Source organism: Streptococcus sp. 32226D021BW (genome assembly GCF_053545015.1).
The window spans coordinates 68,048-91,865 of the sequence record NZ_JBPPVC010000003.1 but is presented as its reverse complement, the minus strand read 5'-3'; the positions used below and the strand labels follow the sequence as shown (position 1 = coordinate 91,865).

Here is a 23,818-nt window from a genome sequence, read left to right as displayed (position 1 = left end):
ACTAGTCATCTCCTAACTTCACTCCAGCGCCACGCAAAATCCATAAAAATGGCTCAATCAGTCGGGTAGAGTTATGAATAAAATCAATCCCTCCATTCTCATCTGGATCTGCTCCTAAACAAGAAACGGCAAAATAGTGGTGGTTTTCAAACTCCTCATCGTTAGGGTAGAATAAATCTATTGCATTCATAAAATTTTGTTGGTTTATATTTCTCAGATAGGCTCTAACCTGACGATTGATCTCAGCTAGGTCAGCAGCATTTAATCGGTCGGTATCTTCAAATAGTTTAGAATAGGCTGCTGCATCTGAACGGTGCTGCAACCTGTCCGATTTGCCAAGCACTACAGCTAGTCTGGCATGGATTTGCCTGTTGAGATGATTATTAAACGATGCTATCATGCGATTGTTCTGTTCTAGACCATTTAAAGCATTTTGATTATTGCCCACATCTATTGATCCTGCATCTGGGTGTACCAACATTATCAAGCCATCGCTATTTATAAACTGATTGAGTTTATTCGCCATCTGCTCGTCATTGTGCACACTTTCTCCTGCAATGTCACAAATAGCACAAAGATAGGTATGCCCATTTAAGGTTAACTTATAAATGACTGGCGGAAGGTACTCGAATACTGCTGTGGCGGCAGCAACTTGCCTTTCCTGTCCTCTTATTTTTTCCAAAATCCGTTCATAATCATTACCAATAGGAAACATAGTGCCATTATAAGAATCTGCTATCTTTTGAGGAGCGATATTTAGCAATTCATATAAATAAGTAGTCTTGCCAGACATTGTCGTTCCATACAAACTGATAGTAATCAGAGGATAGTGTCCAAAATCCGTCGGTAAGTCATTATGACACTGGGGACACAACTTCGTTGTATGGTAACGACCATCATTGGTTGTAATGCCGATAATGACACCGTTTTCTGCTACATTTTTTCCACTTATTTCGCTGTCTTCTAATGTAAAAAAGGCTGATTTAGTTTCAGGTGCTATCCCATTTTTTTGGCAGTAAGCATCAAAAAGAGTATCTTCAATTATGTCTTCCTCCCTTGACGACCTAAAATGAACATCATTGGCCCTTACTTGCTCAAAACAGAATGGACAACGATGAACGCGTTCAAGTAGACCTATCTCTTCATCTGCTTCTTTTTTGAATATTTTTAGAAAATCAAACATTATCACTTACCTCAAATCTCTATTAATCGAATGTGTTCCCTGTATCCATCTCGGACACGAGGATAAATCTCACCTTTAACACCTGCAAATATCCGACTAGTATACTGTCCCCTAAAGTCGACAACCCCTTCCGCTATGCCGCCTCCCACGATTTCAATCATATCATTGGTAATAAATGACTGATCTGCTGTGGTTAGAACAATCTGGCCTGTCTTTAATCCTCGTAACCGTTCCCCAAAAGATGTCTGATCAATTAGTCGCCAATTGAGGGTTATCTTCCTTTGCGGATTCCTGGTCAATAGATTAGGTGGCGTTGCAAATCGTGGCACTCCATTTACAAGTGGTAAAAAATACATGTCAAATTCTACATCGTCTTGAACCACTATTTTCATCTCTCTATATAAGGCATATTCATCCCTTGTTATGACCCCAAGTTGACGAACCTGATCGGCATCTTCCAATAATTGTCTCACTGTATTAGCATCTGACCAATCGATTTCCAAATTAGCAAACTGCCCGCTGTAAACTTGTATAGACTCAACTTTGTTTGGGTGAGTCCAGGTAAGAAACAAGGTATCCAAATTCCCATTTACAAATTCACGAGATCTTATTCGTAAATTTCTAAGGATAATGGACTCTGTTCGCCTTCCTAAGTTATTTCTCAGAATATTTTCTGGATGATGATAGGGAATAGCATTGATATAGGGTAAAAAGAGCAAATCAAATCCTTCATTTGCCGTCACTTCAAAAGAATGTTCTGTTTCTGTCGGCAAAAACGAATGTAGTCTTACTGCATTTGTTCCCTCAAAAACTGCCTCTACCCCCACATCACCCTCAGGAAAATGTTCTGCTTTGTAGACTTCGATTTTGCTAACGTCCTCTCTCGGCAATTCCCAGGAAAACTGGATATAGTCCTTTTCGTCTTGAAAAAAACGTCTCTGACTCAACTTTGGTATTTTCATATAAAAATCCTTTCTAAAAATCAACTCGTCACTAAGTTCTAACCTTACAAATATGGGCAAGCTCGAAGTCGCTATACTTTGTAGATTTTCCTTTCAATCCTGATGGAAAATAAGAATCCACTGGCGTCAATAACAACCCGGCTATGAAAGCGTATTTTGACTCAGCAACCAAGTAGGCAATTCTTCACCCTTAGAGAAAGTGACAGCTGGTAAAATCGATTGAATCTCTCTACTGAAAGCCAAAGAAATATCCACTAGATCCATCCCTGGAGACTGAGCATCCTCAAACAATACAGCGACAGGTTTCTCTAATTTTGATTTCTTGACAAATTTTAAAGTAGAATGGTAGAGACTTTGAAATTGCAATCGTGCAGCATCAAGTGACTCTTGGTTAGGAACCAAACCATCAAAGAATAGAACTAGGTTGTCAGAAAGCGTGACACTGCGATGCAACAACAATTTCAAGCTATTGGAGTAGTCCTCACCCTCATCTATCGCTACATGTAAACCGATATAGTAATAAACCCTTGTCGCCGTTTCTATACGAATAGCTTCTAGATTTTTTCCAGTCCAATCACTGAATCCCTTTTTTGGAAAAGCAAATCTATCCAGTGAATGATCTAATTTTTCAAAAATATCTTTTAAGACACCATTGTTTAGGTTGGATCGAGTAAATAATAATAGTGAAAATACCTGTTGTTTGACCCAGGCAGCCGAATCGATCTCCTGATGACAATGGGGACAAATTCTCCTTATCTCACTAGAATCAACCTGGTCTAAATGAAGCTGCTTTCTTTCAGAAACTGCCAGCTCTTTTGGATTGAAAAATAAATGCTTAGGTGGACATTCAACTTCCTCTGGATCAAATTGGAGTGCAAACTGAAACATTTTCAGATCTTGCCGTTCCAAAAATGGCAAGTCTCCTCTATGGTTGACTGACATTAAGGTCTGATTCCTATCAATCTGAAAAAAACAGTAGGGGCAAATATAGGTGTAGTTAGAATTAATTAGCATGAAACAGTACCTGTAGATTCTCGATTTCCAAACTATGAACTTTCAACACAACTATATCATCAACGTTCTCATCCATATAGTGATTCTTAATCGTTTGCGCGAGTGACTGATAGATGTATAGATTTGGGTTACCAATTAGATAAGGGATTGTCCCCTCTGCAAAGTGGATACCATTGGAGCGGACAGGGATTATTGTTTCTGCCAGTAATTCATTGGCCAAATGATCAGAAAAAGTCCTCATCTCTTGGTCACTCTTTGTTCTGCCTACTGCATTCATCAATTGGCTAATATCGGTAGGCAGCCCCCCTTGATTAATCAACTTGGTAAGCATAGCTTGGAGGCTGCTTATCCTAGAATCAATGGATGGATTCTCATTCCTTATCTCTGGAAAATAGAGTCGAAGTAGGTCTGACATATCTTCTTTTTCAAAGCCTGTCATACTTTGGCCCACTATCTCCTCAAGCTTAGTAGTAACCATTTGTAAAGTCATACCTGGAGTGTAGTATTTCGCAATTTCCTGGTCATAATGCTCTTCTAATTTTGCCATATCCGCCTGATAAGCTTTTAAGAAACCCAAACTACCATTAATCATCTCAGATAAGTGGTCCAAAAGCTTTTTCTCTATCTGAACCTTGATGATTTCGGCCTTCTGTTGATAGATATGTTTCCTAAGGTAGTCAACAAGATGAGTTTCTAGGGCTCTCTGATATGAGTTAAATAAAGAGCTCAAGAAAGATTGTTTCGGCAGGTCCTGTCTGAAGACCACACTATCCTCATAAATCCCTTCTATTCTCTCTTCTATATCGTCAACTGTAGGCAAACTATCCTTACTCTTCTCTACAAAATCGACAAAATTATCAATTACCTTTTTTAGAAGATAGATGCCTCCCTTACTATTGGCAGAAAAACGCTCCATAGACTCCTGATAGACTGTACTAAATATAGCTGCAGCAGCAGTTGTAGCTCGTTCTTCTATGGTTACATCATCAAATATTTTTGTCTGATTTTGATAGCTGATGTCCAGGGATTGACCAAAAAATCTATTTTCTACTGATCTGAGGCTTTCCTGATTAGCAAGTTTTTGCTTGGTCCCAGGAATAACTTGAAAGGACAGCCGATTCAACTCAGTTGTAGCTCCTTGAAAAACTGTTTGATAGGTAGTTGTGAGGTAATCCTTGATAGCATCTGCAGAAACAGGATTTCTTGTCAAGCAATCTTTAAGATGCTGATCCCCCTTTTTAAGTAAGGTTTTTCGTGTTAGGGTTTCTAGAAGTAATCCATTCAGACCTGTAGATTGACTGGATACAGTGAAGAAGTTTCCATTAAGATTAAGTTCAGGGTGACTGTTTAATAACAAGATTGTATTCCAGATATTAAGCACAGACTTTTGAATAGGGTAAATCGGTCTCGCATTACTGTCTATATCACCGAACAGATAAACCTTTCCGTTCAGCTTATTATTCTGTCCAAACTCTTGCAGTTGTCTTAAATTTTCGATCGTAGATGGACCGGTTTCTTGGTAGTAAACCAATAGATTTTCTTTGTATGTATAAAAAAGCGGTAGTTTTTTCTTGATACGGTCCAAAATAGTAGCTAACCAAGTATAGTCGATCTCTTGATGGGAAATATCGGTCATATACGATACCATCAGTGTGTCATACCGAACCATATTTCGTTCAGTCAGCCTATCCAATTCTTCTTGTATTCTGTCTGTAAAAGTGGTCAAATCTTCCTCTGTTGCAATTTCAACAAGGATACAGGGTTCCGCCCTATCTTGAAAGTGGGAGAGAGATTGGATAATCTGCTGGCCAATCAAGCAGACGACATTGACATTATTAAATAACATATCATTCTCCTAATGTATGATTCTTTCTAAACCCTTCGTAGTCTTTCGTCACTATAAAGTGTAACATGGTATGACTAGCGCTGGTTATATAGTCATTTAGTTGACTTTTTTTCTGCGTCAGATGAAAAAGTCGGCAGGATTTTGCTAACTACCTATCAATCAATGAATGGTGGTGACAACCGTAAATAAGGGTAGGATTTTTGAGGTCGAAAATAAGGAAAGGATTTTTCTTCGCTCGTCGAAGTAAGCTAAGTAAAACTAAATGTCTATAAGAGGCTTCCTAAGTCAGTTCAGCTAGTACTTAAAGACGGTAACATGATATCCTGTCTGCTTGGAAACAAGGGAGGAGGACCTTCTACTGGTCCCCTGCCCACCTCCAAGCTAGCCTAATCTAGGTCGCCACTGGTCTTAGGCCAATCTTAGATAATATTAGCAATCTCTCTTTCAAGTCCCTCATAAAAGGCTAGCATCTCCGTTTGACCATCAGGGGCTTTTGCAATGATATTCCTTTTAGCCTGAAGAACCCTTTCTTGGAACTCCTCAACGGTCTGAAGAATGGCAAGTTCCGCCGATAACTTCTCAAAGACTTCATCAACCTCTGTCGCAAATTCTTGCAACTGTTGCGGGTTCAAGACCTCCTCTGCTCTTTGGATCATATAGTACTCTTTCCAATGATTATATTTTAGGAAGTTCCCCAACTCGAACACCTGACCACGCAATACTAACTCGTATACCAAGCCCCCTTCTTTCGGCCTAATCAAGCCAGATAGAAGAACCTTAAAACGCCATTGACTAGCTTTCTCCTGCTCTTCTTTCGCACTATTAGCCGCTTCTTCAGCTTGCCGCCTCTCTGTTTCCTGTTCAACCAGGGTCTTAATCAGCTTGTAATTTTCATACATTTTCATAAACCGCTGAACAGCTGTTCTTTTAGATAAACGCATATCATTATTGATTGGTAAGATGTAGTTATCCCCCTCTTCTCTAATAATGTCATAGTCTACTGCACGATCAAAGAGGGTTGATTTTTCCTCATGCTGGTAGAAGGAGCTTTTATCGGCCATCTTCCTAGCATCACCTGCCCAGTTGGCCAATGGTATGACACCCGGTAGCTGTCTCCAATCTTTGTCCTTGGTCGCAAAGAGGTGGAGAGCTTCTGGATGGCTTGGGTCATGACCAAGAGCAGCCTGATACTCATCCTCATACTGTGAAATTTTTGAGTACATATATAGAGAGAAACCGTAGACGAAGTTTAACATAGAGATATGACTATTATCCTCGATGCGATCAAGCTGATTGATGTCATTCATATCCACAATTGCCTGATGAATCGGATCTGCGGAAGAATCAGCAGGCAGGGCAAGCTGCTCATAGTTTAAGTTTTGGGTCAACTGGGTGATGACTGCATCCCCTGCTGGCATATTGGATCTGAGATGAATTAGGGGTTGACTATCCGTTTTTATTCTTGTAACAATACTTTTTCTAAGATACCCATCTAAATCAATATCATTTATGTTTGGAATATTAGTCAAAGAGTCATCAGCTTGAATAATACCATCTCGAATCCCTGCCTCACGTTTGATAGCAGCAGCTAGACGGGTACTTAAGATGCCTTGACCATACCGTTCTTGCAAGAATGCCTTGACAAAGCCGATAATGTCGACTTCATCGGGTCTTCCGATAAATTTATTCTGCTGAGCAAAATACTGCTCCAAGAATTTTTCCTTCAACTGTTGCTTCTCAATATCAGTCTTGTTATCCACCTCTTTTTTGATGGATTGCAGGACATTTTGCAAATCAAGGAAAAACTTAATAGTCGATGTTTCCTGCAGGGCATAGTCACTGGTCAGGTGCTGAACAGATTCTTCCAAATTCTTCCGCATCTCTAGCAATATTTCTGCCATTGGGCGATAGATATCCCTAAAGACTGTATCGATAATTTTCCCATAGCCCTCATAAATCCTCTGGAAGGTTTGATAATAAAGCTTCTCAGCCTCAGCATTCACCAGATTGATGGTTGTTTGGATGTAGTCCTCTACAATGTCCTCCTTGGTTCGCCGTTTGTCAAATATATTCCCTTTAATCGTTTTAGGCTCCTCACTCTTCAAGTACGTAAGACGCTCCCTTACAGTTTGGATTCGATCCTCAGTCTCTCTTTCAGCCTCCACTGCCAAGTCATACATATAGTCTGCTTGCCTATTAAGAGTATGGTTAGTATAGGGATTACCATCTCCAAAACCGAAGAGTTTAGCGACAAAGATAGGGCCTCTGGCAGGGTCTACAAAAGACTGGTTTAAAATGGTTACCAATTGCTCCCTAAAAGACCGAGCATCATTTGGATCCTTGAAACTATCTGCTGAAGATAGGTTCTTATCATGAATATCGTAGCCTACTTGCGTCATCACATCTTGAATAGGATAATAAATGTCTTTTTTAAGCCTGCTATAGATTTGTGCCCTGTCAGAGGAAATGACATTGTCGTAGGAATATTCCTTCCCAGATTTAATCAACTCTTTCCAACTGACGTGTTCAAAGAGATTTCCTCTCTGATACCAAGCATGGATATTGTTGGTTGACTCTAGCCTGCTAAGGTAGAGGTCGTTAAAAAGCTGTGTAAAGTCTGCATCCTTGGGATTGGATTGATTGGGTTCAAAGAGGGGTTCAAGCGTTTCAAAGGTCAAGCCGAAGAGATACTGGGTCATTTCTTGGAGGGGCAGGCGGTAGCTGGCAGAACCAAAGGTTCTGTAGTCCATACACTCAATATCATCCTTGTCAACGACAGCAGTTAAGCTCTGATTAATATTGGATATGATGCTTTGGGTATTCTGACCATTGTTGTCTATGGAGTCTGATATGAACTCCATGATACTTTCTGACACAATCCCCAGCACTCTATCAAAGCCTTGCGGGCTGGTGTGCCCTTCTGCATCCTCACTTGAAAATAGATAGGGAACAAAGGGGGCTTCATCTCCACTATAGCGATAGGTACCACTATAGGTTTGCTCAAAAAGCTCTCCATTTTCTCTTAAGGAGTTCAAATAGTCCAATTCCTTGAGATAGGCATAGCCATTTTTCCCCAGATAAGGATTGTCTGCATCAAGGGCATTGACATCTGGTAGGATGATGTAGCCGTTCATGCTATAGAAATTATCAGTCAACTGGAAGTCCCTGAATAAAATAGCTCTTAGTAGATAGGCTATATCAAGGGAACAGCCAGAACCGGTCCCTCCACCAATACCGGTCAAAATCATAATATTGATTTGAGTATTATTCCCTGGGACGGCAGCCCCAAGCCTAATCTGCTTGATGATTTTATGTAATTTACTAGCTAAAGCATCAATATGCTTGAAGAGCAGGAACCGGCCTGCTAAGCGGTAGCCGCCCGCTCCTTGAGTTGCTGGATCAAAGGTTACCTGGTCTGGCATGAAACCATGTATTGCCGGTGTCCACTTATGGGGTTCCCTCATTTGAGCCAGCAGGTTGCTATGAAGATGGAAAAATTCCTCATCTTCTAAATTTGTTTGTTGTAGGAGAGATCTTTCGTTGATTGCCTTGGCATTCTCATCGGTATCAATCCCGTAGAAATAGAGGTGCTTGGATTCCTTGTAGCGGGTCTTATAGAGGTGCTTGGTTTTGACCAGGGCCTTGACCCCTGTTCCTCCGACACCGATGATAAGGGTGGGGGTCTTGGTCACATGGCTCTTGAAGTCATCTAGGATAAAGGCCTCACTATACTTCAAATAGGCAAGCTGGTCTTGTACTTTAGTTGGTAAATGATTTGGCATAGGTCGTTACTCCTTTTTTTATTTTTAAGATTTGAATACTGTAGTTTGTGGATGCTTAGGATGATGGAAGCATGTTTTTTATCTGTTTATAATTTTCATACATTTTCATAAACCGTTGGATGGCTGTTGCCTTATCTAGGACCGTTCCTCCATTGATTGGTAGGATATAGCTATCCCCCTCTTCTTTAATAATGCCGTGAGCAACTGCACGATCAAAGACGGCTTGTTTCTCCTCATGCTGATAGAAGGCCCTTTTATCTGCCATCTTCTGAGCATCACCCGCCCAGTTGTCCACTGGTATGACACCGGGTAGCTGTCTCCAGTCTTTGTCCTTGATTGCATAGAGATGAAGGAACTCAGAGTGACAGTAGTCATTCATAAGAGCAGCCTGGTATTCATCTTCATACTGTAGAATGTTTGAGTACATATAGAGAGGGAAACCGTAGACGAAGTTTAACATGAAGATATGACTATTGTCTCCAGGTCGAACAAGCTCCTTGAAAACATCCATATATTTAATCTCATGATAAATCGAATCGGCAGAGCTATCAGCTGGCAGGGTAAGCAGCTCTAGGTTTAAGTCTTTGGTCAACCGATGGATGGCCTGATTACCTCCTGACATACGGGACTGGAGATGGATCATCGGCCGCCTATCCGTTTTTATCATATTAACAATTCTGTTTTTAAGATACCCATCTAAATCAATATCATTTATGCTTGGAATCTTAGCCAAAGAGTCATTAGCTTGAATAATACCATCTCGAATACCTGCTTCACGTTTGATAGCATCGGCCAAGCTGAAGGATAGGATACCTTTTCCATACCAGTCTTGCAAGAATGCCTTGACAAAGCCGATAATGTCGATATCATCCGTCTGACCGATGAATTTTTCCTTCTGTCCAAAATATTTCTTCAAGAAGTCGTCCATCAGCTGTTGCTTTTGAGTATCAGTCTTGCTATCCACCTCTTTTTTGATGGATTGCAGGACATTTTGTAAATCAAGGAAAAACTGACTAGTAGAGGTTTCTGGTAGGGCATAGGTACTGGTTAGATTTTGAACTACTTGAGCAGAAATCTCTCTCATCTCTAGCAAGATTTCTGCCATTGGCCTATAGATATCCCTAAAGACTGTAGTGATAATTTGTCCATAGCCTTGGTAAATCCTCTGGAAGGTTTGATAATAAAGCTTCTCAGCCTCAGCATTCACCAGATTGATGGTTGTTTGGATGTAGTCCTCTACAATGTCCTCCTTGGTTCGACGGCCGTCCCATACTGCTAATTTCGATTTATAGTCCTCCTGCCTCAAGAAAGTAAGCCTATCCTTTGTAGACTGAATGCGTTCCTCAACCTCTCTTTCAGCACTCACTGCCAAGTCATACATATATTTTGCTTGCCTATTAAGAGTGTGGTTGGTATAGGGATTGCCATCTCCAAAACCGAAGAGTTTAGCAACAAAGATAGGGCCTCTGTCAGGGTCTACAAAAGCATGGTTTAAGATGGTTTCCAATTGCTCCCTAAAAGACCGAGCATCATTGGGATTATTGAAACTATCTGCTGAAGATAGGTTTCTATCATAAAAATCGTGGACTACTTGCCCCATGACATCCTGGATAGGCCTATAAATGTCTTGTCTAAGCTTCTGGTAGATTTGTGCCCTATCAGCGATAATGACATTGTCATAGGAATATTCCCTCCCAGATTTAATCAGATTTTTCCAATTATCATGTTCAAAGAGATGCCCTCTCCTATACCATCTATGTATATTACAGGTTGACTCTAGCTTGCTAAGGCAGAGATCATTAAATAGTTGCGTAAAGTCTTGGTCCTTGGGATTGGATTGATTTTCTCCGAAGAGGGGTTCAAGCGTTTCAAAGGTCAAGCCAAAGAGATACTGGGTCATCTCTTGCAGAGGCAGGCGGTAGCTTGCAGAACCAAAGGTCCCGTAGAACGTACACTCAATGTCAGGCTTGGGTACGATAGGGATTAAAGATTGCTCAATAATGGACATGATATCAGGAGCATGTTTTTCTATGTCTTCTGATATGAACTCCATGATACTTTCTGACACAATCCCCAGCACTCTATCAAAGCCTTGCGGACTGGTATATCCTTCTGCATCCTCACTTGAAAATAGATAGGGAACAAAGGGTGCTTCATCTCCACTATAGCGGTATTTTTCATTATAGGTTTGCTCGAAAAGCTCGCCATTTTCTCTTAAGGAGTTCAAATAGTCCAATTCCTTAAGATAGGCATAGCCATTTTTCCCCAAATAAGGATTGTCTGCATCAAGGGCATTGACATCTGGCAGGATGATGTAGCCATTCATCCTATATTGGTCTGCATCCAGCTGGAAATCCCTGTATAAAACAGCTCTCAGTAGATAGGCTAGGTCAAGGGAACAGCCTGAACCCGTCCCTCCACCAATACCGGTCAAAATCATAATGTTGATTTGAGTATTATGTATTTGGACGGCAGCCCCAAGCTTAATCTGCTTGATGATTTTATGTAATTTACTAGCTAAAGCATCAATGTACTGGAAGAGCAGAAAACGTCCTGCTAGGCGATAGCCACCTGAGTTGTGCTCTCCTAAAAAAATGTCTACCTGTTCCGGCATGAAACTTTTGATTTCCTTTGTCCATGTATAGGGTCGTTTCATTTCAGCCAAGGCTTTGCTATCCAGATGGAAAAACTCCTCATCTTCTAAATGTGTTTCTTGTAGGGTAGATTTTTCGTTGATTCCCTTGGCATTCTCATCGGTATCAATCCCAAAGAAATAGAGGTGGTCAGATTTCTTGTAGCGGGTCTTGTAGAGGTGCTTGGTTTTGACCAGGGCCTTGATCCCCGTTCCTCCGACACCGATGATCAGGGTGGGGGTCTTGGTCACATGACCTTTGAAGTCATCCAGGATAAAGGCTTCACTATACTTCAAATAGGCAAGCTGGTCTTGCACATTATTTGGTATTGGCATAGGTGGTTACTCCTGTTCATTTTTATCAATAATCTGGATAGCGAATAGTTAGGGTGAGAGACCCGTTTTTGCTAAAGCCGATTTCGTCTCCCGGTTTTAAGGTATTATTGAAATTACCAATAATTTCCAAATCAGTCACTTTCCTATCAACCTCTACGTGAATTGTCCTAGCTTGATTTCTGGAAGCCACTAAAAAGATTTTAGATTCTGTTCCCCCAAGCACGGATTTCATCCTAGCCTGTTTCAGAAGATCTTTCAAAGCTACTTTATTTTTAGGCGGAAGACTGACATAAGCATCCTGAACCGTTGCTCCTGCATCTGTAAGAACAATCTCTAGACGGGCATTTAATTTCGGTCCACTGTTTGCACTACTAAATAATTTAAGGACTACAGCTAGGACGGACAAGCCCAATAGACCTAAAACAATGATGAGCCAGAGGGGCAAACCAGTAGCTTTTTCTTCTTTGGCTGGAGTAGCCGATGTCAGATTGATGTTAATGCTGTTACTATTCTTATTAAAGTTAACTCCCTTGACAGAGGCTTGAAGGATGTAATCTGCCTCCTCATCTAGAACAAAACTTGCGGTCAATTGATCTGTTTCAAGTGACATGGGTACTGTTTCTACTTTATCCTTGGTGACATTGGTTATGGTTAATTCTCCAGAAAAACCAGAATAATTTTCTGGGGTGAACTCAACCCCCTTTAAGCCAAGTTTGACACTAGCAACAGCCTCTTTACCTACCTTAATATCCTCAGGAACTTCTAATTTGACTTCTGCATCATGATTAAAAATCCAATCAACCTTAACTTGAATCTGTTTCGTTTTTGACTTAACCCTAATGGTCCAATCCCCCTCTTCTGGATGAAGAAGTTTTACGTTTGTATATTTTTCTTCAGAGTAAAGAAGAACTTGCTTCTCATCTGATAAATCAATTGTTTTACCAGCGGTATTGACCACCTCAATTGAAATCGGCTCCTCATGGTCGATCTGAATATTGGCCTCTAATACAGCTTCAGGAACCTTTTGAACAATGTCTGTGAACTGATCTGGTTTAACCGTAACAAACGATGAATTTGCCAAATCAATATTTCCAAGCACTGCTGCAACTTCTTTAATTATGCCATTCAGCTCATCTGCAGACTTGGGAAACCAAGACTTGGCTCCTGATTGTTGCGCAATAGTAATCAAATAATTTTTGAAGTGATCAGTTTCAGGATTAATCCCAATCGTATATACTGGATACCCCTTGCTCATAAATTCAGATAAAACTGCATTTGATTCTGCCTCTGTTCTATTAGTATTACGAAAATCATTGGCTCCATCTGTAATGAGGACAACTGCTTTTTTGGACTGACTGTCCTTATTGGCCTCCAACATTTGTGCTGCACCGGCAAGACCTGCCGCGGTATCTGTATTATGACCTTTTTGAGTAATCTTCTGTATAGAAAAATCTTTCAATTTCTGCTTGGCATCCTTGCCAGTTATAGTCATTAAATCTTGACGTTCAATAGGATTAAAACTATAAGTCAAAATCCCAAGCTTATCTCCCTCCGCTGGAAGTAAGTCAACAAATCGACGAACTGCCTCGCCAGCCAGTTTATTAGGGTCATTATCTTGCATAGAAGCTGAATCATCAACTACAAAGATGACTTCCATACCTCTTGCAACCTCAGAGCCGTTGGCAAATACAGGTAAGTAACCAACAACTAAGTTTATGGCTACAAGGAAAATTGTTAGTATTTTTGCTATTGTTTTCATAGGTCCTCCTTAGAGTTTAATAAAATTATGACTAATCACCTGTGGCAATTTATACATCCTGTAGTGACTAGTTTCCAGCTGACAGTTGCTATATTTGACTATCCCATATAGTCTCCCCGTCCTTTCTTTGTATACTGTCCGACAACCTTGACATTAATGCTACTTAGCCCTGCCTTTTGCGCCGCCCTGACTCGATGCCTTCCATCCGCATCTAACACATATTTTCCATCCAGTTGACTGACAAGTGGTACTTGCTCAAAACCTAGTACAACACTATCTGCTAGTTTAGGATGCGCTTGTTTGATTGATTCCAAGCTCATCCCCTCTCCTTGAAGCTTATCTATTTGAGAATAGCTAGATACCAGTCTAAGATAATCAGACTCCGGTCGTTTTTCCCATCCAAAATTCTCTATATGCGACTCTGTAAATAGAATATCATTGGGATTGACAGAAGCCATATAGGCATTCTCTTTTAATGCTCTGCAATCGTAATTCGAAAGTTCCTCGTCAAGAAGTGTGTTCATTGAATTTCTTTCAATTTCAGCAGGAGTATAGAAAGTAGTATCTAAAGGAATATCAATCGTCGGATGATACTGCTCCCATATATCTAAAGCTTCAATATTGGTTGTTTCTGTCTGTTGCTCAAGACTTTCATTTTCATAGGACATGGCTTCTCCTCCTCTTTTTCAATATAGTTAGATACTCTCTCTGTAAACTAGGTGGGATATTTAAAGAAAGTATGAACGCCTCCATAAATACATTCTCCTCCGCTTCTGAAATAGATACCCTTTCCCTATACTTGGTTAATAGACTATTCAAAACATTCAGTAAGCCATGTTGATGTATCTGACTGATATAGTAACTTGTATCAATCCTATCCTTGTTAAAGTGCGAAAGGAATGGATTACTGAAATCTGAATTGCCTTTATCCTCAAGAAATGTACGATAGGAATCAAAGGTGTTTTTCAACACCTGCTCTCGACTAATTCTTGCTTCACTTTCAACACAAGGCATTTGTACAAGCTTGGGTCTAAAATCCCCTTCTGAATAAACAGCAGCAATCCCACGCTTTAAACTACTTAGATAAGAAAGTTGTTCCTCCGTCATATTCATCGACTTTCCTATAGCCAAGCGATCCTCTTCTGAAACTGTTCGATGGACTATTTTTAAATTTGTGTTTTTAAGAATATCCCCTGCTAGTTTTGTTGGAATTTGATCTATAATAAATATCCCTTGACCAAAACTACGAATTTCTGCTAATAGGTTTGTAAAAAATTCAATAGCTTTCCGCTTGCTTACTTCTTCACCACTGACTTCTTTTAACAATCTATGAGCTTCTTCAATGACTAATAAGTGTTTAAAAGGATTTCTTCCCATTGTCAGAGATTTCGATTGATGATATTCATAAATTTGTGTCAGCAAAAGACCAATAACAAAAGATTTTGTTTCATCGTCTCCTAAATCCTCTAATTCTAGAATGGCTGGTTTTTCCATTAGTAAGTGAATAGGTAGGCTTTTTTGAACATCCAACATGTAACCCTTACCACCAATCCTCAAAGAATTAATTCTAGCTCTCAGACTAGCTTTGATGTTGGCTTCAACCTCTCCTTTGTAACCGCTTACTTTTGTGATTTCATCAATCTTTAAAACTAAGTCTGTCAAGGTAGGGTAGGCTGAGTAACCATACTTATTCTCATTAGTAACAATGTCCCAACCTGCATCTTGGTAAATTTCATATAAAGCTTGTTCCAATATAAACGGAGTCGGGGAGACCAAATCGAAACTAGCTTTAAATGTAGAAAACAATCTATCAATATGAGCTTGAATAGAAGCAGTTCCAATAACTTCAAATGGATTAATACGATAAGGAACACCTCTTTTGCTGGATTCTTCTCCTAAGGTAAATACCATCAAATCAGAAAAATTATTTTGTCCTCCCACAGCTGATAGATTGGATAAATCCCAATATTCTCGCTTGGCTGACTCAATGACCAGAAAAGGAATGGACTTCTGGCACCACAAAGATGACAGCAGTTGTTTACTAGTGTTCGTTTTACCCGAACCTGTCATGCCAATTAATAGAGCATGCCGATTAAAATCAGTCATCTCAATCTGATATGGCTTTGATACAGAGGATTGATTGGTGCAAATTTCACCAATTGTAAATGGAACTTCCAAATGATATCTACGATTCTCAACTTCAAATTCCACCTGCTCATCAACCGCAAATCCTGCTATTTCTTTCTCAGGATATTGGAAATATGTGGCTAATTGTTCGGAATTTAAAACTGTTTGAGTAACATAGCCTTGAAGAGCTAGGACTTTACGGTTAATGGCATACTGAGAAGTATAAATATCTATCAATCTAACACCAAGCGGTTCAATAGCTAGTCTATCTGGAGATTGCTGCATTGGAAATAACTGTAATGGTTCAATAACTTCTGCTCCTTTCGAGTACGAAGTTCGGAACATAGCTGATAAGAGTTTATAATCTGCAGTTCTTCTAGCAGTTAAAAAAATTTGAGTATGCCAGTTTCCTGTCGAAATCCCTTTTTCTATCTGCTCTAGTTTCTTCTCTAAATGACTTACATACCTACTAGCACTATAGTCCTTAGATTCCTTGTTTTCCGTTCCAATAGATCTCTCCATCGTTCTAGTTATTCCCACGGCCTCGCTAGCATCCGTCAATTCCTCAAGAAGAGATTCTTTTGCTAAATACATTAACTGGGGAGAGATGCTTTTAGCTATTACCATAATGGAAAAATCTTTTCCAAGCATAGACTGACAAATAGGATATACCAGACTTTTCTCCTCAATTTCTGTTATTGAAGGTGGGTGTCCAATAACCAAACCAGCCTTACGAGTAGGAATTTTTATAGATTCATAGCTCACTGATTCTGTTTCAAAAACGAGACTCTGTGAAGATAGGACCGATACAACACGCTCTAAGTCCTCAGAAGTTGCTCCGACATAAATACCAATCCCATTTTTATCCCCCTTTATCAGATAACATAAGGGGGAGGACATAGTTGAAAATCCAGATAAAATATTCTCAATACCAAGATTGATACTACCGTTTTCATCTACATCCCTTGAAATCTTATGTATTCGTACAAATGATAAGTTTCCCATGAACTCAATATCATCAAGAGTTAGCTGAATACCTGAATACTCTTTTTCATTCAAATGAAGACGAGACAAAAACTTATCCTTTTCATCAAAAAAACTCATAATCTACCTCTATATCAAATATACAGACCCTATTCCTGAAGGCTAGGCTCAAATCCAACCTCACTTATCAGAGTACATTTCAACATCTCAGTACAGTGGCTGATTAGCAGATTTATTCGTATCTTACTCTCCCCACTTATTTCGTTACTGTAATATCATCTAAAATGATAAATTTACCGTTTTCCTCTTTCAAAAAGTACTTTAGCTATTATAATAAGAACTAATAATACAAAGATAATTGGCCAATATTGTGTGAGTAGATTTATTATGACCACCAATAATATACATAATATAAATAATTGAACAATAAGTTTCCCCATCTCTTTCTCCTTAATAATTTCATTTATTGTCATACAAAGCGATAATAGTTATAGGACCCTATCCAAACTTTTTAGCTGTCTTTTTGTTCCCAAATTAAGACTTTATGGCAGTTCCTTTACTAGTGAGCAAATAATATATTCCCGAAGTACGTCCTCCACTGGGCTACCGAAACCAGAATAAACTAGTTTAGTCATACAAAAAGTAAGCTACTAGCCTTATCTACCAATCTTTTTAGTATCTATATAAAATCCTCTTCTGATTTATGCAGGTTACACAGGTTATGTAAGCTCTAAACCAATCAACAAAGAAGTTCTAGTTTATTTTATATCACTTGAAAACAATAATAGAACAAGAACCACAGCAACTGTTGCTACTGAAACAAGGATATTTCCAAACGTAATGTGCATCATTACACCCAAAAAAATAGATAAAATAATAAACACTGATATTAACAGTTTAGCTACACTCGTTGTTTGTGAATGATAGTAGTAGGTAACCCCAGTTGTCGTATCTGTCAAAGTATTCGTGATAAATTGATGTTTTCTATTAAAGTAGCCACTAGCCTCAATCTTATTACCTACAGAAATTTCTCCAAAATTGCTAGTTTTCCCATGTGCTATAAGTTGACAACTACTCTCCTTGTCGATGGAAATCTGAACAATCGTGACTGCTCTTGATAGTGAAAATCTCTCACCATGAATTGCAGCGTGAAGAATATGTTCTCCTATCCCTCCTTTAAAAACATCATGGGAAATATTTTTAACAACGCCACTCACATAGTTGGTAGAATAAATTCCCAATCTACCATTCTCTAACGTTGGTCTTAAAACAGAAGGAGTTGATAAAGTATTGGAAGGTACACTCGTAGGCACAGCCACCTTTTTCCTACATACATCACAATAATCTCCATCTTTTTCAACTTTTGTTAGTCTACAACGATTACAAAAACACATCTATATCACCTCCATTGACTCTATCTACAAACACCTTTATTTATAGATTAATCACTAGAATCCAGAACAGATTATAAATAATATTTAGATTTCTACATTTCTTATATGTTATATACCATTTTTCGCCGACTATTTCCTTTCTATCCACAACTGAAAAGTTGCCAAAATATTTAATAAATATACACAATAACTTTCCTTATTAAAAAAGAAAGTTTCCGAGCACATAATTAGCTGATTTCCTTTAATTTTTTTGATAAAATAGAAATATAATACGCTTTCAAAGAGGAAGACTGAGCCATGATTTTTTTATCCTTTAGCGAAATTTTACAGGTTATCCTAGCAGTCAATAAGAGAAATAAGAAAACTATCGGCTGGGTTAAACAAGAAGCTATTGTTAACAGTATCTTTCAATTTCTAGAAGTCCCTGGCAAGGAAGATGAGGAATTTTATGTTAGCACTTCGGATTGCTCTAAGTATTTCAACGGAAGGAAAAATATCCCTCAGAAACTCAAGAACTATCTAGCACAACAAGATTTTTCTCAAATCGTAGAGAAATTTGCACATCGAATGATGCAATATACAGAAATATCGACTATTAGTGTTGCTAAAAAATTACATGAAGCTGCTAGTGAACAAACAAGAAACTCAAGCCATGAAAACCCATCGTTTTTAGAACAAGAAAAAAGACTAGCCTCTTACTACTCCCAAGAAAAATACCACCACTATATCGCAACGACCATCCTCTTTTCACTTATCCATGTTCCCAATATCCTTAACTGTCAACAAGAGGAACCCTCCCTCCTTGATAGCCTCCACTTCAATCAGGACTTAGAGGAATCTATCCAACAAGGACGCTATTACCAATCTTACGAACGGGACATCATTATCCATCCAGATATGAAGAAAAAAGAGTATAAAGTCCTAGTCAAACGGCAGTACATCTCCCACTATCCCAATCCTGTCCATCCTCATAAGGACCGATTTATCCTAAACACCTTCTACTCCACACCTGCCTTACGAAGCAATAATCACTTTATCAGTCTAAGAATTAACCAAATCGATTATTCCGATAGGGTGCAGGTTCTGGACGAAGACTTGGATATTGAAAAACATCGCTACCCTTACAAGCGTAGCCTCTTTGTAGAAAACCTTCCTGATTCTGAACTCTACCACATTGACTTGCAGACCAAGTACTTTGCCAGTTTTCCCATCCGTTTCGGCAGTTTTCGCCTGCATTCTCCGGCCAAACGTTTCAAGGTCACTGTCCGTATTCGGACCAATGAAAAACGCAAACTCTGCCTGACCTTGAAAAACTTCGGTAGCTTCAACAAACAAATTTCTAACATCGACCGTATCGAACCCAATGCCACCATGGCCTACTTTGAAAATGTCGACTGGACCTTCCCTTCTTCAGGCTATGCCTACATTGTCAAACCCTGGAACGAATTTTGGCAGGATTTCCTACCACAAAGCCAGCAAAAAAGTGCAGAGGAATAAAATCCTTTGCACTTATTTTTTTATTTCTTCTTGGCAAAATACTGGCGTGTTTCCTTGATAATGACAGGAGAGAGAGCTAGTAAGGCAATCAAATTTGGAAGAGCCATGAGCCCGTTCACAATATCTGCGATGGTCCAAATCAAGTCCAGCTTGAGGAAGCCACCAAGAGCAACCATGGTTACAAAGACCATACGGTAAGGCAAGATAGACTTGGTTCCAAAGAGGAATTCGATACAGCGCTCCCCATAGTAAGACCAACCCAGAATGGTCGTATAGGCAAAGAGAACCAAACTGATGGTTAGAGCCAAGGCCCCTGGCTGTCCAAAGACAGAAGCAAAGGCTGCCTGAGTGAGCGGAGCACCTGCCAGCCCTTCAACAGACCACTGACCTGTCACCAAAATGGTCAAACCTGTCAAGGTACAGATGATGAGTGTATCGATAAAGGTACCCGTCATAGAAATCAAGCCCTGTTCTACTGGATTATCTGACTTAGCTGCTGCTGCTGCAATAGGCGCCGAACCCAAACCAGATTCATTTGAAAACACACCACGCGCAATCCCACGCTGAATGGCTTGTTGCACGGTCGCACCTGCAAAACTACCCACAGCTGCAGCTGGAGTAAAGGCAGATTTGAACACTAAGGCAAGGGTTGGCAAGAGTTGTTCCCAATGCAGGGCCAAAACAGCTACACTTGCTAAGATATACAAAATCGCCATGAAAGGAACAATTTTGGTCGAAATATCCGAAATCTTCTCAATTCCCCCAAAGATAAAGAATGCGATGGAAATGGCAGTTACAATGCTGACCAACTGGGGAGCCAAGCCAAAGCTAGCAGACATAGATGAGGCAATGGAATTAACCTGTGAAAATGTCCCCATCCCCAAAAGCGCTACGAGGACACCTGAGACAGCAAAGAAAACTGCCAAGGGCTTCCACTTCTGTCCCATCCCCAAGGTGATATAGTGCATAGGTCCACCAGCTGCTTGACCGTTGGCATCCTTAGTTCTATATTTGATAGCTAAAAAACCTTCCGCATACTTGGTCGCCATCCCGAAAAAGGCCGCCACCCACATCCAGAAAAGAGCCCCAGGACCACCTGTGGTAATAGCTGTCGCAACTCCGACGATATTTCCTGTACCAACTGTCGCTGCCAAAGCTGTACAGAGGGCCGCAAAGCTGGACACATCTCCCTGACCAGACTGGTCACTGGAGAAAATCAGACGAAAGGCGGTTGGTAACTTGCTGACCTGAAACACTCCCAAACGAAGGGTAAAATAAACACCCGTTCCGACCAAGAGTAACAAGAGGGGTGGACCCCAAACAAAATCATTGATGTGCTGCATCAATTCTAACATAGCTTCCTCCTAAGTATAATTCTTAATCCGATAAAGCTGCCGGAAAAAACAAAAGAGGCTGAACTCATCAACCTCCAGAATCAACGCGAAAAACAAAGGAAAATCCCCTGTCTTCAATGCGCTCTGTCCTTTTACCTGAGAGTTTCAGCAGTTCTACTTTTCCAAGCAGAACCACCTTGCCCCTTCGGTGCCTGATGGTCTCTCCAGAGTTCCGTCCTTTGGACAGTCAGTCGCCTTTCTGCCCACTATCAACCGGTTATTCAGTTTTATCTTGCTCTATTCTAGACTATTTTTCAGGAAAAATCAAGAATATTTTTTGAAAAATTATAAGTCTTCCATTCTTATGATGACGTCTGCTCGCTCCCAAATCAAAGGATTATGGGTGGCAATCACAATTAGTCTATCTGGACTTTTCAAAGATAACAAAATATCCATAATTTCTTGGGAGCTCTTAGGGTCTAAGGCAGCCGTCGGCTCATCTGCCAAAATCAATGGCGGATTTTTCAGGATGACTTTAGCAAGAGCTACCCGCTGGGCTTCTCCTCCTGAGAGTTCATAGATAGGCTGGGACAGGTCCAGATAAGACAGACCAACTGCATCAAGTGCCACTTCCTGCCTCGATTTCCTTTCGTCTTTGGACAATTTCTGACCAATCAGTCCCAAATCCAGATTTTCTTTGATTGTCTGACTTTCTAACAAACCAAAATTCTGAAAGAGATAGCCTAATTCCTCCCTAAAAAAGAGATGGGGCTTCAACTTTTTCAATTCCTTACCCTTGTAGAGAATGTCACCTGCATCATAGGACTCCAGCTTGGCTAAAGTATTCAGCAAGGTCGTTTTTCCGCTACCACTGGCACCTATCAAGGCATAGACCTTTCCAGCCTGCAAGTCTAGCGTTACATCAGAAAACAAGCTGCGCTTCCCAAATTTCTTTTGAACTGATTGGATAGAAAACATACTAGGCTCCTTTCAAAATACGGATATTCCAAGCTCCTTCTTTTCTTGTCTGCCACCTCAATAAGTAGAGCGCGTCGAGCAGAAACAAGATAAAACTGATACTACTTATGAATATGTGACCTGTTACTACTACGCTCGCTCCCAAGGCTAATAAAAGGGCCAGTAGCTGAACCGTTAGGTATTTCTGATGAATACCCCAAAAATCCATCCCTGCAATTTCCTTGATCAAAATATCACGTTTAAATTCTTCAAAGTATAGAAGATTCATGGTATTAAACAGGACAATTGATGTCACAATCCCTAAAATGGCACCCATAGATGTTGAAATGGTCTCTATCCGAATACGATCCAAAAGTTCCGTAAAGAGGGAGGAACTACTTTTCACTTCATTGACAAATTGAAACAGATTTCTTGCCTTCAATTCGCGCAAAAGTTTATCTCTATTTTTAAATAAGATACTGCTATCTACTTCATTCAACCAAAAGTCAGCAGAATCTTTTCCCAGACTTGACGGTGCCAGCACAACTAAAATGGGGTCTGTCAGGTATTGTACATGTTGACCAGAACGATGATTGTAGATAAACTGCTTCTGCCCATCTTTTAGATAAACAACTTTTCCCTTAATGGTAGCTGAGCGTGCTTGATTAGCAGGGCTAACCATACGATTGATATAATCTTGGTAAAGATGGAGATAAGTATCGCTTTCAGGGCGCAATTTTTCAGGCAACAGAAGCTCAAATTCTCCTTCTTGTAGAGGGAGCGCTACTTCTCCTTCTGCTAAGTTTACATCCTGTATCTGCAAATAATTTGGACTAACGTAGAGAGTGTTGCCTGCTGGATGGTAGCTGTCAAGGCGTGTCCCATCTTCCAGTTGGGAGCCCATTAAATAGGCATTCAAATTACTTTTGACAAAGAGCGCGCCGTCTTCCTCCAAAGCTTGCTTTAGTAAAGGATACCAATTTTCAGGCGAATTTAGTCCTGAGCGACCATCCGCAGAAATATTCCAAGCTAAACTATAGTAATCCCCTTCATTCTCCCACTGCTGAGCACCTACTTGGTATTCCTGCCAAATCCCTGAATAATAGACGGTTTGAGCCACACCAAATGACACCACCAGTAGAGCCAGCATTTGTCCCATAACCATAATGGTCAGGATCCCTTGCAGGGGCATCTTCCCTTTTAACAAGGGTAAAAAGTGATAGGTCCGAATGGCCAAGGTAAATGTAGTAGCGAAAAAAAGTGCAATCAAACCAAGCAAGAAATGATAGCCCACTAGAGCTGCGACCAGATAGTAGACAGAATAGCCATCTAATCCAACGAGGTAGGCCAGTCCAACTGCTGGAAGAACCGCAAATGGGATAGTTAGAGCTATCTCTTTCGCATTTTCCTGTAGAGATAGTAGAAATAAATGCCAACGTGAATCTCCTGCAATCAAACGGATACCTGCTGTACGCAACTGCCTTACATTGGCAATCACGACCAAAGCCATATAGGTAATGAGAAAGACCAGTATGGCTAAGAATTGACCTCCTTGGGTCAGAAATGCTAGTAAAGTAGCAATAGTCGAAGGCTTCCGAATCTGAACTTCATCAAATCCAAGCGAGACAAGAAGAGAACCAAGCTCCTCTACCGTCGCTTTCCCTTGGAAAACAAAATATTTGGTTAAAAGTGCAGACTCCACCTTTTCTGATGCCTGAAATTCCTCTAATCCTCTTGGTAGGGGAGATTGACTAAAATTATCATAAGAAAAGGTACGTCCGCCTGATGTACTTGGCTCAATTACTCGTCTGGCAATGATACTATCCGTCTGTTGAGAATAGTCCTCTAATCGCTGTCGTACATCTGAATATGTCACGTCCTCAGATACCGACAAGGTAGTCACAGAAGGATAATAATGAACTAGCATGGTCTCCTTTTGACTGACGCCCAACCAAATCATAAAGACGGCTAGAATGATCGTCGATACAAGCACAAATTTTCCTTTCATCAC

The 23,818-nt window shown here is 40.1% G+C and carries 14 protein-coding genes and 1 riboswitch; of the genes, 1 reads left to right on the top strand and 13 read right to left on the bottom strand.

Annotated features, from left to right (window positions below):
* Position 1: 1 nt before the first annotated feature.
* The 10 genes from ACEE44_RS03180 to ACEE44_RS03135 all read right to left on the bottom strand — a co-directional run bounded on the left by ACEE44_RS03180 (position 2) and on the right by ACEE44_RS03135 (position 17,944).
* Positions 2 to 1,183, bottom strand: a complete 1,182-nt coding sequence (locus ACEE44_RS03180) for a TRAFAC clade GTPase domain-containing protein (protein ID WP_449171253.1) — start codon at positions 1,181 to 1,183, stop codon at positions 2 to 4.
* An 11-nt stretch (positions 1,184 to 1,194) separates the two neighbouring features.
* Positions 1,195 to 2,145 carry a hypothetical protein gene (locus ACEE44_RS03175; protein WP_449171252.1) on the bottom strand — a complete coding sequence of 317 codons (951 nt, stop codon included), beginning with the start codon at positions 2,143 to 2,145 and terminating at the stop codon, positions 1,195 to 1,197.
* A 141-nt stretch (positions 2,146 to 2,286) separates the two neighbouring features.
* Positions 2,287 to 3,054 (bottom strand): hypothetical protein, encoded by a 768-nt coding sequence (locus tag ACEE44_RS03170; RefSeq protein WP_449171251.1) that lies wholly within the window; start codon positions 3,052 to 3,054, stop codon positions 2,287 to 2,289.
* Positions 3,055 to 3,148: 94 nt separating this feature from the next.
* Positions 3,149 to 5,005 (bottom strand): hypothetical protein, encoded by a 1,857-nt coding sequence (locus ACEE44_RS03165; RefSeq protein ID WP_449171250.1) that lies wholly within the window; start codon positions 5,003 to 5,005, stop codon positions 3,149 to 3,151.
* 419 nt (positions 5,006 to 5,424) lie between these two features.
* Complete coding sequence (locus tag ACEE44_RS03160) at positions 5,425 to 8,787, bottom strand: tubulin-like doman-containing protein (protein WP_449171249.1); 3,363 nt, start codon at positions 8,785 to 8,787, stop codon at positions 5,425 to 5,427.
* A 55-nt stretch (positions 8,788 to 8,842) separates the two neighbouring features.
* Positions 8,843 to 11,755 (bottom strand): tubulin-like doman-containing protein, encoded by a 2,913-nt coding sequence (locus ACEE44_RS03155; RefSeq protein ID WP_449171248.1) that lies wholly within the window; start codon positions 11,753 to 11,755, stop codon positions 8,843 to 8,845.
* 25 nt (positions 11,756 to 11,780) lie between these two features.
* Positions 11,781 to 13,514, bottom strand: coding sequence for a vWA domain-containing protein (locus ACEE44_RS03150; protein ID WP_449171247.1), 1,734 nt, complete (start codon positions 13,512 to 13,514; stop codon positions 11,781 to 11,783).
* Positions 13,515 to 13,612: 98 nt separating this feature from the next.
* Positions 13,613 to 14,182, bottom strand: coding sequence for a ParB N-terminal domain-containing protein (locus tag ACEE44_RS03145; RefSeq protein ID WP_277697343.1), 570 nt, complete (start codon positions 14,180 to 14,182; stop codon positions 13,613 to 13,615).
* Positions 14,172 to 16,745, bottom strand: coding sequence for an ATP-binding protein (locus ACEE44_RS03140; protein WP_449171246.1), 2,574 nt, complete (start codon positions 16,743 to 16,745; stop codon positions 14,172 to 14,174). The genes ACEE44_RS03145 and ACEE44_RS03140 overlap by 11 nt, the downstream gene beginning before the upstream one ends.
* 638 nt (positions 16,746 to 17,383) lie before the next feature.
* The gene (locus ACEE44_RS03135; RefSeq protein WP_449171245.1) at positions 17,384 to 17,944 is read right to left on the bottom strand and encodes a hypothetical protein; all 561 of its coding nucleotides are present in this window, start codon (positions 17,942 to 17,944) and stop codon (positions 17,384 to 17,386) included.
* Positions 17,945 to 18,316: 372 nt separating this feature from the next.
* On the opposite strand from ACEE44_RS03135, the gene ACEE44_RS03130 reads away from it, so the two are divergent.
* On the top strand, positions 18,317 to 19,516 hold the full coding sequence (locus ACEE44_RS03130) for a hypothetical protein (protein WP_449171244.1): 1,200 nt from the start codon (positions 18,317 to 18,319) through the stop codon (positions 19,514 to 19,516).
* Positions 19,517 to 19,536: 20 nt separating this feature from the next.
* On the opposite strand, the gene ACEE44_RS03125 is transcribed toward ACEE44_RS03130, so the two are convergent.
* The 3 genes from ACEE44_RS03125 to ACEE44_RS03115 form a co-directional block, all read right to left on the bottom strand.
* Positions 19,537 to 20,871: an alanine/glycine:cation symporter family protein gene (locus tag ACEE44_RS03125; RefSeq protein ID WP_449171243.1), complete on the bottom strand. Its 1,335-nt coding sequence runs from the start codon at positions 20,869 to 20,871 to the stop codon at positions 19,537 to 19,539.
* A gap of 113 nt (positions 20,872 to 20,984) precedes the next feature.
* Positions 20,985 to 21,088, bottom strand: a riboswitch (glycine riboswitch).
* 107 nt (positions 21,089 to 21,195) lie between these two features.
* On the bottom strand, positions 21,196 to 21,828 hold the full coding sequence (locus tag ACEE44_RS03120; RefSeq protein ID WP_449171242.1) for an ABC transporter ATP-binding protein: 633 nt from the start codon (positions 21,826 to 21,828) through the stop codon (positions 21,196 to 21,198).
* Position 21,829: 1 nt separating this feature from the next.
* A complete protein-coding gene (locus tag ACEE44_RS03115) occupies positions 21,830 to 23,815 on the bottom strand; it encodes a DUF1430 domain-containing protein (RefSeq protein WP_449171241.1) in 1,986 nt (661 codons plus the stop codon).
* Between the last annotated feature and the right edge of the window lie 3 nt (positions 23,816 to 23,818).